The organism is Pseudomonas sp. I2, from assembly GCF_040984075.1.
GTDB lineage: Bacteria > Pseudomonadota > Gammaproteobacteria > Pseudomonadales > Pseudomonadaceae > Aquipseudomonas > Aquipseudomonas guariconensis_B.
In genome coordinates this window covers 75,049-87,246 of the sequence record NZ_JBCGFQ010000010.1, presented here as the reverse complement: position 1 = coordinate 87,246, position 12,198 = coordinate 75,049, and the positions used below count along the sequence as shown (strand labels likewise).

The window sequence follows — 12,198 nt, the reverse complement described above, 5'->3', positions numbered from 1 at the left end:
GCCGAGGCGATCACTGAGGGTGCGATTGGCGGCCTCAGAAGTAATAGCCAATGTTGATGTTGGTCCGGTAATACCAGTCGTTGCTGCCGATGGAGTCGGTACTGGTCCAGCCGGTGCCGTTCTCCGCGCCGCCGAAGGGGTTGGCGTTCCTGGCCCAGGTCAGGTCGACCCAGGCCATGATCGGCATGGCGAGGAACTGCGCACCGACGGTGATCATCTGCGAGTCGTCCCAGCCGCTCTTGTCCTTCATCATCCGGCTGTAGTCGGTATACACCTTGATTTTCTTCAACTGGCCCAACCCGGGGGTGAAGATGTCGTAGCCGACGTTGAGCGAGCCGAGGGTGGCCTTGGAGGCGATCAGGTAGGCCGGGGTCAGGCCGTTGCCGCCCATCAGCACCGCATCGTCGCTGACCCCCTCGGGGTTTTTCGGATCGTATTCGTAGCGGATGGCCTGGCCGGTCACGGTCCAGGGGCCGGCGTTGACGATCGCATGCACGCCGCCGGCCCAGTAGTCGCCATCGTCGTGGGTGGTGGCGTTGTAGAGTTCGGCGGCGGCCAGCGATGCGCCGATCTCGGTTTTCCAGCCCTCGCCAGTGAAGGTCCTGGCTACACGGGCATTGACCTGGTTACGTTTCTCGTTGTCCTGGCGTGAATGGATGAAGGGCACGGCATTGTCGTCGAGGTCGGCATAGCGGCCCACTTCCGGCGAGTAGCGGATGCCCGACGGCAGCATGCGTGGGAAGTAGCCCAGTTGCAGGTCCCAGTCGCTGTCCTTGTAGCTGTACTTCAGGCCCGTACCGGCACTGACGCCATAGCCCATGAAGAACGGAATGTGATAGCTCCAACCGAACTGTGGGTAGGGTTCCAGGCCGAACGGCTTGAACGGTGCGCCCAGTTGCAGGTTCGAACGGGCATCGAAGCGATAGCCGATGTAGCCACGGTCGATGGAGCGCTTGCCATCGTCCTGGAACCAGTAGCCGACATCGCTGAACAGGCGCTTGTGGCTGGCCTGGACATCCAGGCGGAAGGTGTCGAAGAGAAAGCGCCCGTTGTTCTCGGTGGTGTCCCAGTGTTCGTCCCGGTAGTTCACCCGCAGGGCGCCGCCGATATCCAACGAGCTCTCGCCGTCGTCGCTGCGCCAGGCGATGTGCGGGAACGGCTTTTTCACCGCAGGTGGTTGGTCTGGCGCCGCGGGGCCAGGCTCGGAGGCGAACGTGGCGCAACTGCCGATGATCAGGCCCAGGCTTATCACATACTTGTTCATATCGATGCCCCACAAGGTTGAGCAGTTTCCGCTGGCGACACCGATCCCTGCCTTGAATCAGGCATTCAATGGGAAGTTGGCGTGGCAGGCGGCGGACTGGAAGGGTTGGGTTTTTATTGTTTTATATATGACACGCTGTTTGAACTATGAATTCGGGAAAGAAATAGCAGAAACCGTGCCAGTGGGGTGGTGTGTTCTGTTTTCTGAAAAACCAATATAAATCAGTTATTTATATTTGGAACGTGCTGGTTCGTGCCGTATTTGGAACGCTTGGAAAGAACGTAACAAGGCGGTGCCGTTGTTGTGCATCCAAAGTGCACAATGAACGCTAATGGGGCACTTGGTGTTTTGCCGGCGAATAAATAGCAGGCTCTTCAAGTCATTGGATGGGCAAAAAAAGGCCGACACTTTCTGGTCGGCCGAATGATGCGCTTTGAGCTTATTCAAAGGCTGGCGTTTTCTTGAGACTCCGGCACCCCGATCGATTAAAGGTCGAGCACCAGCCGTCGGCTCTTGCAGCCGGACACGCACACCATCATCGAGGTGTTCGCAGCCCGTTCGGCCTTGGTCAGCACCCCGTCGCGATGGTCGATGTCACCTTCCAGCACCCGGGTCTCGCAGGAGCCGCAGACGCCTTCGCGGCAGCTGTACTCGACATCGCACCCCGCCTCGAGCAGCACATCGAGCAGGTTCAGCCCAGGTTCCACGGCGAGGGTCTTGCCAGACTTCTTCAGTTCGACGCTGTAGCTGTCCTGGGCATCTTCCGAGGGCGGCAGTTCGGCGGCGGTGAAGCGTTCGATGTGGGCATGCGGGTAGCCGAGGCTTTCGCAGGTGCTTTCGAAGGCGTCGAGCATCGGCGTCGGGCCGCAGCAGTAGAAATGCGTGTCGCTCGGCTGGCCGGCCAGGTAGCTGGCCAGGTTTGGCACGGCGTCCTTCTCGTCGTTGAAGTGGTAGACCACCTTGGCGTCGAGGCCGCTGAGTTCCTCCAGCAGCGCTGCTTCCTTGCGCGAGCGGGCGCAGTAGATCAGCTCGGCGGATTTCCCCAGGGCCAGCAACTGGCGGAACATGCAGTAGATCGGCGTGATGCCGATACCGCCGGCCACCAGCACGCTGTGGCTGGCCTGTGGATCGAGGGGGAAGTTGTTGCGTGGTGGCGAGATGTTCAACTGGGTGCCGACCCGCAGTTGCTCGTGGACGAACTTCGAGCCACCGCGGCTGTTGCGGTCGCGCAGGATGCCGACCACATAGCGGCCCTTGTCGCTCGGCGAGTTGAGCAGCGAGTAGCTGCGCACCAGGCCATTGGGCAGGTGCAGGTCGATGTGCGAGCCGGCTTCGAACGGTGGGAACACGGTATCGCCCCAGGGACGCAGTTCGACGCTGAGGATGCCTTCGGCTTCATGGCGCAGGGTGTGGACCAGCGCGGTGAGGGTAGGGGTGTTGGACATCGGTCACCTCGATGGCGCAGTGCGCAAGTCAATGTCGAGCCGGGCGCTGGCTTCGATTTCCACCAGCAGTTCTGGAAACACCAGGGCACTCACTTCGACGAGGGTGGAGGTGGGGTAGCAGGCGAACCCCTCGAAGAAGTCGCGGCGGGCACGGCCAACGGCGTCCTTGTCGGCGATCCGGGTGACGTACACCGTCAACCGGTACAGGTTGCCGACATGCCCGCCGGCGGCCTCCACCAGCGCCTTGGCCTTGCCCAGCACCTGCAGGGTCTGGGCGTAGGCATCCAGCGGCGCGCCGGCTTCGGCGGCCTGGCGCGTCGCCGGGTGGGCGGTCATGCCGGACATCACCAGCTCGTTGCCGATCAGCAGGGCGTTGGACCAGCTGGCCGTGGCCAGCTCGTCCAGGCCCGGGGCCTGGATTCGCTGTACGGCCTGGTTCATAGCTGTTTCGCTTCGATCAGGGCCAGTTGCTCCTTGGCCTTGCCCTTGAGATAGCGGCGCAGGCGCACCACGCCCAGGTCATGCTGGTAGAGGTTCTCGCGCTGGTTGGCGTCGGGCTCCATGAATTCCAGCAACACCCGGTCCTGCTCCAGCACCGCCCAGTGGCGGGCTTCCAGGCGGTTCTTGTAGAGGAAGCGCCAGGTGTCGCGCTGCCAGCCGGTCAGCGGCCGCGCGCGCCAGTGGAACACGGCGGACAGGGCGCGGCTGCTGGGGGTGTAGCTGCCGATGATGGTGAAGTTGCCGCCGGGGCCGCCGGTCTTGGGGTAGGGGATCTCCAGGCGCAGCCAGTGGCAGCCGTTGTCGAGGAATTCGGTCCAGTCGAAGTTGACCCCGCGCTGGCCTTCCTTTTCGAAGAAGAAGCCCTGCTCGGTGTCGCGGGTGACGAACTTGGCGGTGGCTTCGCCTTCGCTCATGGAGTGCGACATCTTGTGCAGGTAGGTCCCGTGCATCGGGTCCATGACGTTGTCCAGCACGTAGCGGTAGTCGCCCTTCCACTCGGTGTAGCAGAGGAAGCTGCTCCATTCGGGGGAGGTCAGTTGCTCGGGTAGCACCAGCTCTGGCGGTGTTTCCAGGTGTGGGTCGGTGGCGTTGAACAGGAAGATCGCCCCCGCTGCCTCGCGGGTATGGAACATCCGCGTCGGGCGGCTGCCTTCGAGCTTGCAGCCGGGGCTGCCAGGCACCTTGACGACGGTGCCGTCGCAGCGCACTTCGACGCCGTGATACGGGCATTGCAGGCGGTCGCCCAACACCGGCCCCTGGGACAGCGGCGCGCCACGGTGGGGGCAGTGGTCCTCGAGGGCATGGACACTGCCGTCGTTGTCGCGCCACAGGGCGATCTTGTAGCCCAAGCGGCGGATCGAGACGGGCTTTTCGCCCAGCAGTTCCGACGGCAGGACCGGGAACCAGAGATCTTTCAGGCCATTGGCCAGGTGTTGCTCAACAGGGTCGACGGTTACGTGCATGTTCATCTTGTTCTACCTCCGGTGGGTCATTCGCCCAGCCGAGCCATCAGGGTTTTATAGGCGTCCTCGGTCCACTCTCCGGTGGTCAGCGGGCAGGGCGGGCCGGCCAGGTTCAGGTGCGCCAGCAGCTCGCCCAGCTCGGTCACGCCACTGCCGTAGGCGCGCTCGATGGAATCGCCGAGCAGGTCTTCGAATGGGGTGTTGGGCCGTTTGCGGGCCTGATGGGGTTGCAGGTAACGCTCGGTATCGCTCATGTCATTGGCCTCCATTGCGGACCCGTTCGCGGATCGTTTCGCGGACCGGGACAAAGTCGTACGTCGGGTAGCATTCGGTGCGGAACACGCCCCAGGCGGCGCGTTCCAGTTCCACATTGACCTTGCTCAGCAGGCTCGGTGGCAGGCGCAGGGTGACGATCTGGCCCAGGCCCATGGCCACGGTCCAAGACACCACCTCCACGCCCTCGGGCGGAAAGCTGTCCCACCAGCCCACCTGCTTCATGTGGCCCTGGATCTGTTCCAGGTTCTTCGACTGGTCGTGCCGCAGCACCACCGTCAGCAGCATCGATTCGCTCATGGCTTGCCCTGCTCCTTGGCCTTGTCGGTGAGGAACTTGCCTTGCGGCGCCTCGACATGCTGCTGGCGCCGGGTATGACCATCGATGCCGCCGGCGATCGCCCATTCGGCGAACACCGTCGGCCCTGGCTCGAATTCCCGGGGTTGCCAGTCGCCGGTCAGTTGGTCCTCGTCGGCGTAGTACTCGACCAGCGCACCGGCCGGGTTCTTGAAGTACCAGAAGAACGCCGAGGACACCGGGTGGCGGCCTGGGCCGATCTCGGTGCTCCAGCCGCAGCGGGAGATGTGCATGCCGCCGCCGAACACCTCGTGCAGGTCGCGCACGGTGAAGGCCACATGGTTGAGCCCGGCGCGTGGCGCCGGCAACTGCAGCATGAACAGGTCGTGGTGGCCGCCTTCCTCGGCGGTGCGCAGGAAGGCGCCGCGATTGGGGTAGCGGTCCGAGGCCTGGAAGCCGAAGCGCTCGTGGTAGAAGGCCTCGCAGGCATTGACGTCCTTGACGAAGAACACCACGTGGCCGACTTCGATGGGCGTGGCACGCTCGTAGACCGGCGCGGGCTTGTTGATCCGGCCCTTGACCTGCCAAGTGTTGTGGCCGCTGCACTCGATGTCCAGCGGGCGTTTGCGGGTGACCTGCAGGCGGATCGCCAGGCCGTTGGGGTCGGTGCAGCCGATGCGGCCGTCGCCCTCGACGAAGCCCGGGTCATTGGCGATGCGCTGGCTGTACAGCGCCAGGTCTGCCTCGCTCTCCACGCCCCAGACCACCTCGCGCACGGTCGAGCCCGGCTCGATGGCCGGCGGCAGGCCGGGCTTGTCGAGGTGGGCGAGCACCACCCGGCAGCCGTTGAGGGTTTCGAAGATCACTTCGTCGGCTTGCTCGCTGACCTGGGTCAGGCCCCAGTCGGCGAAGAAGCGCACGCAGGTGTCCAGGTCTTCCACACCGTAGGTGACTTCGTCGATGCCCAGTACGCTCATGGCCTTGCCTCCACACCGGCCCAGGCCAGTGGTTGTTGGTTCATGCCCCAGTAGAGGCTTTTCTGTTCCATGTACTGCAGGATGCCGAGCCGGCCCTTTTCCCGGCCCAGGCCGCTGTCGCGCCAGCCGCCGAACGGGGTCGAGATGGAGAACTGCTTGTAGGTGTTGATCCACACCGTGCCGGCCTGCAGCTTGCGACCCAGGGCCCAGGCGCGCTTGTAGTCGCGGCTCCAGATCCCGGCGGCGAGGGCGTACAGGCTGTCGTTGGCCTGCTCGACCAGTTCGGCCTCGCTGTCGAAGGGCATGGCCACCAGCACCGGACCGAAGATTTCCTCCTGGCAGATCTGCTGGTGGTTACCCAGGCCTTCGAGGATGGTCGGTGGGTAGAAGTAGCCCTGGTCGAAGAGGCCGCCGCTGGGGCGTTCGCCACCCAGGCGCAGGCGGCCGCCTTCGGCCAGGCCGAGGGCGACGTAGCGCTCCACGGATTCACGGTGCGCGGCACTGATCAGCGGGCCCATCTGCGTACCTTCGTCGGCCGGGTCGCCCAGGCGCAGTTGCGCAGCGGCGGCGACCAGGCGCTGCATGAAGGGTTCGTACAGGGAACGGGCGACGAACAAGCGCGAGCCGGCGATGCAGGCTTCGCCGGAGGAGCTGAAGATGCCGTACAGCACACCAGCCACGGCGTGGTCCAGGTCGGCGTCGTCGAGGACGATGGTCGGTGACTTGCCGCCCAGCTCCAGGGACACCGGCATCATCTTGTCCGCGGCGATATGGGCGATGTGCTTGCCGGTGCGGGTACCGCCGGTGAACGATACACGCTTGACCAGCGGATGTCGGGTCAGCGCGTCGCCGAGCAGCGAGCCCTTGCCTGGCAGCACGCTGACCAGGCCCTTGGGCAGGCCGGCGTCCTCGCAGATGCGCGCCAGTTGCAGGGCCAGCAGCGGGGTGATCTCGGCCGGCTTGATCACCACGGCGTTGCCGGCGGCCAGGGCCGGGGCGACTTTCTGCGCTTCGCTGGCGATCGGCGAGTTCCACGGGGTGATCGCAGCGACCACGCCCATCGGTTCGTACACGCTCATGCTGACGAAGTCGCCGCGCGACGGGGTGATGGTTTCCTCCAGGGTTTCGCAGGCGGCGGCGAAGAACTGGAAGGTGCCGGCGGCGCTGGCCACCAAGGCACGGGTTTCATTGATCGGCTTGCCGTTGTCCTGGCGTTGCAGCTGGGCCAGTTCCTCGCTGCGCTGGCGGATCGCCTCGGCGATGCGGTAGAGCACGGCGGCGCGTTCGTGGGGCTTGCGCTGGGCCCAGCCACTGTTGAGAAAGGCCTGGTGGGCGCCTTGTACGGCGAGCTCGACATCCTCGAGGCTGGCGGCGTTGAGCCAGGCCACCGGCTCGCCGGTGGCCGGGTAGCAGGTGGCGTAGCGCTCGCCGCCGCCCAGGCGCCAGGTACCGGCGACGCAGATGGGTAAGGTCTGTTCCAGAGTCATTGGCAGTCCCCTAGATGGAAATGGCGTGGGCATGGTTGCCCAGGGCCCGGACCACGCTGTAGACGGTCAGGGCCGAGGTTTTCGGGTTGGCCTGCAGCGGCTTGCCGCGCAGGCTCATCTCGAAGCCGCCGAAGGCGCCACGGGCTTCGAAGTGATGGACGTTGTCCTCGCTGTGCGGGTCGGCGACCAGCGTCACCCGGGTACGGTCCAGGCCCAGGCCGGCCAGCGACAGGGTGGCGGCGACGTTGGCGTTCTTCGGGTACAGGCGCGCCGCTTCGCGGGCGCTGCCTTCGAAGATCACCGTGGCCTCGCGCAGGCTGTCCAGGTCGCAGACCTGCTCGGCCGGGGTGTTCTTCCAGGCCCGCGCCGGCTTGCGCCCGGTGTAGTCGACCGAGTCCAGGCCGCCGACCTTGGCCGCCGACAGGGCGTCGATGCCGCCGATGGCGCCGGGCAACAGCTCGATCCGCGTGTTGCCACGGGCCGCCGCCGCTTCCAGGCGTTCGACCAGGCCGACCTGCGACAGTGCGCCGACCGAGACGATCAGGCAGGCGATGCCGCGCTCCAGGGCCGGCAGCACGTGTTCCTCGATGGCCCGGTGCCCGGCGCACTCGACCAGCAGGTCGGGGCGGGCGTCAGCCGGCAAGGCGGTGAGCACTTCGGGCGGCTGGCGGAAGCTGCCCAGGCGCTGGCGTACCAGGTCTTCGGAACCGGCCGAGGCGATGACCGCATCGACGCACAGTTGCGGGTCCTGCTCCAGCAGTTCGAGCACGCCAACGCCGATGGCGCCGCAGCCGATCATGGTGATATGCAACATGGCAGGTTCCTCAGGCCGTGGCCTTCTGGGCCTTGGTTTCGCTGTTGGGCGGGCCGGCGAACTGGGTGGCGAAGCTGCCGACGCTGAGCATGTCCACTTCCAGCAGGAAGGGGCCGCTTTCGCCCAGGGCACCTTCGAGCACCGGGCCGAAGTCCTTCAGGTCGCGGACCAGGCCATGGCGCAGGCCGATGGACTCGGCGAGCTTGGCGTAGTCCGGGGTGTGCAGCTCGACATAGGCATGGCGGGCACCGTAGATGGCGTCCTGGATGTTGCGGATCACCCCGTAGCGTTGGTCGTTCATCAGCAGGATCACCACGTTGGCGTTTTCCTGCACCAGGGTCGCCAGTTCGCCCAGGTTGAGAATGAAGCCGCCGTCGCCGGCCAGGGCGAAGACCTTGCGCCCGGGCGCTGTTTCCGCCGCCGCCACCGCCGCGCCGATGCCCATCGCCAGCCCCTGGCCGATACCGCCGCCCAAGGCATGCACGCCGGCCAGCGGGTGGTAGAGGTTGAGCAGGCGGTTGCCCCAGATGCTGTTGGACAGGGTCACGTCGCGCACCCAGGAGAAGTTGCGCCCGGTCAGGCCCTGCAACTGTTCGACCATGGCCGAGTAGGGGCCGAGGTCGGCGACCAGTTGCGCCCGCGCCTGTTCGCGCACCGCCTTGAGCTCGGGCAGGAAGTTCGGGTCGATGCGCAGACGGCCTTGCAGGCGGTCGGCCAGGCCGTCGAGGGCCAGCGCCGAATCGCCGCAGATGAACAGGTCGCTGGGGTAGCTGCGGCCTTCGATGGCTGGGTTGGCGTCGATGCGCAGGGTGGTGCGCGGCAGCTTCAGGGCGTACTTGAAGGTCTCGTTGCTGCGCAGGCGTGAGCCGGCCACCACCAGGGCGTCGCAGGTCTGCATGAAGCCTTCGACCAGTTTGTTCTGCGAGAAGGCGCCCAGGCAGCGCTCGTCGTCTTCGTTGACCACGCCACGGCCCTGGGTCGAGGTGATCACGCCCACGCCCATGTCCAGCAGGCGCTTGACCTGTGGCCCGGCGTGGCGGGCGCCGCCGCCGAGCCAGAGCAGCGGGCGAGTGGCCCCGGCCAGGCGCTCGGCGACCAGGTCCAAGGCTTCGGCGGCGGGCACCGCCACCGGCACCGGCAGCGGCGACAGGTCGCTGGGCATGGGGATGAGGGTGGACTGGATGTCGATCGGGATTTCCACGCTGACCGGGCCGGTGGGCGCGGTCAGGGCGGTCTGCACCGCCAGCTTCAGGGTGCTCAGTGCGGTCTCCACGCTGCGCACGCGGAAGGCGGCCTTGGACACGGCCTTGAGCATGGTGAGCTGGTCGCGGGCCTCGTGGATGTAGGCCAGCTCCTGGTCCAGGTAGGGTGTCTCGATCTGCCCGGTGATGTGCAGCAGCGGGGTGCCGGCGGTCAGCGCCTCGACCATGGCCCCGGCAGCGTTGCCGGCGGCCGTGCCGGTGGAGGTCAGGCACACGCCCAGGCCGCCGGTGGTGCGGGCATAGGCATCGGCCATGTTGGTGGCGCCGGCCTCGCCGCGGGCCATGACGAAGCGGATGTTGCCGCGCACGGCGAAGGCATCGAGGATCGGCATGTTGTGGATCGAGATCACACCGAACGCGGCCTTGACCTCGCATTGCTCGAGAAAGGCGGTGATGACGGCGCCGACGGTGACAGTGTTTTCATTACGCATGGCGGGACAGGCCTCCGGATACATCGATATGGCTGCCAGTGGTGTAGGCCGACAGGGGCGAAGCCAGGAACAGGATGGCTTGGGCCGCCTCTTTGGGCAGGCCCAGGCGACCCAGGGGAATGTGTTTGCGTTGGGCCAGGCGGGCGGTCCATTGGGCCCAGTCCAGCTCGCGTTCTTCGCGGGCCTCGAAGCGTCGGCGCCATTGCCCCGACTCGACCAGGCCGATGAGGATGCCGTTGACACGGATATCGTGTTCGGCGAATTCGAAGGCCATCGAGCGCACCAGGTTCTTCAGCCCCGCACGGGCGGCGGAGGTGGCGACCATGTGCGGCTCCGGCTGGCTGGCCAGCAGCGAGTTGACGCAGACGATGGAGGCGCCGGCCTGGCCCTGCAGCTGGGTCATGAAGGCACGTACCGGATGGATCACCGAGAAGAACTTCAGGTGCAGCTCGTCGTTCCACGCCTCGTCGCTGGTGTCGGCGAAGGTCGAGACCCGGCCTTGCCCGGCGTTGTTGATCAGCACCTGGGCCGGGCCGAGCGCGGCCAGGCTGGCTGCGGCGAAGGCCTGCACCGAGGCGGGGTCGAGCACATCGCAGACCTGGGCCAGCAGGCGGGCTTCGGGGAAGCGTTCGCGCAGGCTGGCCTCGGTGCTGCGCAGGCGCTCGGCGTTGCGCCCGCAGAAGGCCACCCGGGCGCCAGCCTCGAGCAGCAGCTCGACGCAGGCAAGGCCGATGCCGGAAGAGCCGCCGGTGACGATGGCGGTGCGCTCATGCAGTTGGTAGAGGTTCATTTCAGTCCCTCATCAACGCGGTGACACGGCCTTGGCCGCTGTGGGGCGTGTAGTTGAGCAGCCTGGACAACTCGTCGGCGCTGCCACGGACCTGACCGAGCAGGTTGTCGAAGTTGATGTGGTTGACCTGCACGGTGGGGATGGTCACCCCCAGGGCGGCGACCACTCGGCCACTGGCGTCGCGCACGGGGGCGGCGACGGTGGAGATGGTCGACTCGAAGAAACCTTCGCCGCTGACATAGCCGCGCAGGCGATCGGTCTGCACCAGGTCGAACAGCTCCAGCACGGTTTTCGGGGTGCACGGCGAGTGCTGCTCCAGGTGTTCTTCCGGGTACAGCTCGCGCAGCTCGGCCAGACTCAGGTCGGCCAGGAGGATGCGCCCGAGCACCGTGGCATGGGCGGGCAGGCGGGTGCCGACGGTGACGGCGGTGGAGAACACCGAGGGCGGCGAAACCTTGGCCACGTAGACGATCGAGCGACCGTCGCGCACCACCAGGTTGCTCGGGTAGTTCAGGCGGTCGCACAGGTGGGCCAGCAGCGGCTGGCCCAGTTCGGTCAGCTCCAGCGACGCCAGGTATTCGAAGCCCAGGCGCAGCACCGACATGCCCAGGCGGTACTCGTTGCCGCTGCGGGTGACGAAGCCCATGGTCTCCAGGGTGGTCAGCAGGCGGAAGATGGTCGAGCGGGGCAGCGCCAGGCGCCGGGCCAGCTCCGGGGCGGTCAGGGTACGGTTCTGCCGGCTGAATTCGCACAGCAGCAGCAAGCCGCGCTCGAGGCCAGGGACGATGTACTTGTCCTGGTTGTCTTTCAACGAATCCGTATCGTTCATAGCACAGTACCTGTGGGGGAAGCGTCCAGTGCCAGGGCCAGGCGCCCGGTCACCGCATCGGGTTGTTCGATGGCGCAGGCATGGCCGGCACCGGCAATCAGGGTGAAGGGCGCGTCGAAGGCGTCGGCCACGGTCTGGCAGTCTTCGGGTCGGGTGATGCCGTCGGCGCTGCCGCAGTGCACTTCGCAGGGCACGGCCTGGCGGCTGTAGCGCAGCAGATGGTCGCCGCACAGCAGCTCGACCGCCTGGCGGTAGCCGTGCGCGTGCAGGCGCGCCATGTTCCACTGCACCCAGGCCAGGGCCGTGGCGCTGGCCGTCGCCGAGAGCATGTGTGCGCTGCGTGCCTGGGCCATGCGGGCGATGCCCAGGCGCTGCAGGTTGTCCAGCCGCTTGGCGCGTACCGCCCGGCCTTGCTCGGCCAGTTCAGGCGCGCCGTAGCCACGGGCCGGGCTGAGCAGCACCAGGCGGCTGACCCGGCCAGGCTGGGCTTGGGCGAAGGCCGCCGCGGTCAGTGCGCCCAGGGAGTGCCCGACCAGCACGCAACGCTCGATGTCCAGGGCGTCGAGCAACTGCTCCAGGCGTCGGGCGTAGTCGCAAGCCTTCGGTGCGGCCATCGGCAAGGGCGCGGACTGGCCATAGCCGGGGGCGTCCCAGGCGATGACCCGCGCCCGCTGGCCCAGCGCCAGGGCCACCTGCAGCCACGACGCGGCGCCCGAGCCGATGCCGTGCAGCAGCACGATGGCCGCGCCGCTGCCCGCCTCGCGCACGGCCTGCGGGCCGTCGTCCAGGCCCAGCACGCGTTCGGCGAAGCCGTGCTGCAGTTGCCGCAGCAACGGCGCGACGGGATTGTCGATGACCGGGTCCAT

General features: G+C 66.7%; 13 protein-coding genes. All 13 read right to left on the bottom strand.

Annotation, left to right across the window (positions count from 1 at the left end; genetic code table 11):
* Positions 1-34: 34 nt before the first annotated feature.
* The 13 genes from WCE05_RS07355 to WCE05_RS07295 all read right to left on the bottom strand — a co-directional run bounded on the left by WCE05_RS07355 (position 35) and on the right by WCE05_RS07295 (position 12,198).
* Positions 35-1,264, bottom strand: coding sequence for a hypothetical protein (locus WCE05_RS07355; RefSeq protein WP_225789825.1), 1,230 nt, complete (start codon positions 1,262-1,264; stop codon positions 35-37).
* A 485-nt stretch (positions 1,265-1,749) separates the two neighbouring features.
* Positions 1,750-2,709: a PDR/VanB family oxidoreductase gene (locus WCE05_RS07350; protein ID WP_225789824.1), complete on the bottom strand. Its 960-nt coding sequence runs from the start codon at positions 2,707-2,709 to the stop codon at positions 1,750-1,752.
* A 3-nt stretch (positions 2,710-2,712) separates the two neighbouring features.
* Positions 2,713-3,150: a Rid family hydrolase gene (locus WCE05_RS07345; RefSeq protein WP_225789823.1), complete on the bottom strand. Its 438-nt coding sequence runs from the start codon at positions 3,148-3,150 to the stop codon at positions 2,713-2,715.
* Positions 3,147-4,178 (bottom strand): aromatic ring-hydroxylating dioxygenase subunit alpha, encoded by a 1,032-nt coding sequence (locus tag WCE05_RS07340; protein ID WP_225789822.1) that lies wholly within the window; start codon positions 4,176-4,178, stop codon positions 3,147-3,149. Before WCE05_RS07340 ends, WCE05_RS07345 begins: the two co-directional genes overlap by 4 nt.
* Positions 4,179-4,198: 20 nt before the next feature.
* Positions 4,199-4,426, bottom strand: a complete 228-nt coding sequence (locus WCE05_RS07335) for a recombinase-like helix-turn-helix domain-containing protein (protein WP_225789821.1) — start codon at positions 4,424-4,426, stop codon at positions 4,199-4,201.
* Between the two features lies 1 nt (position 4,427).
* Positions 4,428-4,745: a hypothetical protein gene (locus WCE05_RS07330; RefSeq protein WP_225789820.1), complete on the bottom strand. Its 318-nt coding sequence runs from the start codon at positions 4,743-4,745 to the stop codon at positions 4,428-4,430.
* A complete protein-coding gene (locus WCE05_RS07325) occupies positions 4,742-5,719 on the bottom strand; it encodes a VOC family protein (protein WP_368815665.1) in 978 nt (325 codons plus the stop codon). Before WCE05_RS07325 ends, WCE05_RS07330 begins: the two co-directional genes overlap by 4 nt.
* Positions 5,716-7,206 (bottom strand): aldehyde dehydrogenase, encoded by a 1,491-nt coding sequence (locus WCE05_RS07320; RefSeq protein ID WP_368815664.1) that lies wholly within the window; start codon positions 7,204-7,206, stop codon positions 5,716-5,718. Before WCE05_RS07320 ends, WCE05_RS07325 begins: the two co-directional genes overlap by 4 nt.
* A gap of 10 nt (positions 7,207-7,216) precedes the next feature.
* Positions 7,217-8,020, bottom strand: coding sequence for an aspartate dehydrogenase (locus WCE05_RS07315; RefSeq protein WP_225789817.1), 804 nt, complete (start codon positions 8,018-8,020; stop codon positions 7,217-7,219).
* Positions 8,021-8,030: 10 nt separating this feature from the next.
* Positions 8,031-9,713 (bottom strand): thiamine pyrophosphate-binding protein, encoded by a 1,683-nt coding sequence (locus WCE05_RS07310; protein WP_225789816.1) that lies wholly within the window; start codon positions 9,711-9,713, stop codon positions 8,031-8,033.
* On the bottom strand, positions 9,706-10,503 hold the full coding sequence (locus WCE05_RS07305; RefSeq protein ID WP_368815663.1) for an SDR family oxidoreductase: 798 nt from the start codon (positions 10,501-10,503) through the stop codon (positions 9,706-9,708). Before WCE05_RS07305 ends, WCE05_RS07310 begins: the two co-directional genes overlap by 8 nt.
* 1 nt (position 10,504) lies before the next feature.
* Entirely contained in the window at positions 10,505-11,332 is an 828-nt protein-coding gene (locus tag WCE05_RS07300; protein WP_368815662.1) for an IclR family transcriptional regulator, read from the bottom strand.
* On the bottom strand, positions 11,329-12,198 hold the full coding sequence (locus tag WCE05_RS07295) for an alpha/beta fold hydrolase (RefSeq protein ID WP_368815661.1): 870 nt from the start codon (positions 12,196-12,198) through the stop codon (positions 11,329-11,331). The genes WCE05_RS07300 and WCE05_RS07295 overlap by 4 nt, the downstream gene beginning before the upstream one ends.

Bases quoted from the DNA above. Each gene is read 5' to 3' on its own strand.
- WCE05_RS07305 (WP_368815663.1), bottom strand. From the start codon at position 10,503: ATGAACCTCTACCAACTGCATGAGCGCACCGCCATCGTCACCGGCGGC.
- WCE05_RS07315 (WP_225789817.1), bottom strand. From the start codon at position 8,020: ATGTTGCATATCACCATGATCGGCTGCGGCGCCATCGGCGTTGGCGTG.
- WCE05_RS07350 (WP_225789824.1), bottom strand. From the start codon at position 2,709: ATGTCCAACACCCCTACCCTCACCGCGCTGGTCCACACCCTGCGCCAT.
- WCE05_RS07355 (WP_225789825.1), bottom strand. From the start codon at position 1,264: ATGAACAAGTATGTGATAAGCCTGGGCCTGATCATCGGCAGTTGCGCC.
- WCE05_RS07325 (WP_368815665.1), bottom strand. From the start codon at position 5,719: ATGAGCGTACTGGGCATCGACGAAGTCACCTACGGTGTGGAAGACCTG.
- WCE05_RS07295 (WP_368815661.1), bottom strand. From the start codon at position 12,198: ATGGACCCGGTCATCGACAATCCCGTCGCGCCGTTGCTGCGGCAACTG.
- WCE05_RS07330 (WP_225789820.1), bottom strand. From the start codon at position 4,745: ATGAGCGAATCGATGCTGCTGACGGTGGTGCTGCGGCACGACCAGTCG.
- WCE05_RS07300 (WP_368815662.1), bottom strand. From the start codon at position 11,332: ATGAACGATACGGATTCGTTGAAAGACAACCAGGACAAGTACATCGTC.
- WCE05_RS07345 (WP_225789823.1), bottom strand. From the start codon at position 3,150: ATGAACCAGGCCGTACAGCGAATCCAGGCCCCGGGCCTGGACGAGCTG.
- WCE05_RS07320 (WP_368815664.1), bottom strand. From the start codon at position 7,206: ATGACTCTGGAACAGACCTTACCCATCTGCGTCGCCGGTACCTGGCGC.
- WCE05_RS07310 (WP_225789816.1), bottom strand. From the start codon at position 9,713: ATGCGTAATGAAAACACTGTCACCGTCGGCGCCGTCATCACCGCCTTT.
- WCE05_RS07335 (WP_225789821.1), bottom strand. From the start codon at position 4,426: ATGAGCGATACCGAGCGTTACCTGCAACCCCATCAGGCCCGCAAACGG.
- WCE05_RS07340 (WP_225789822.1), bottom strand. From the start codon at position 4,178: ATGAACATGCACGTAACCGTCGACCCTGTTGAGCAACACCTGGCCAAT.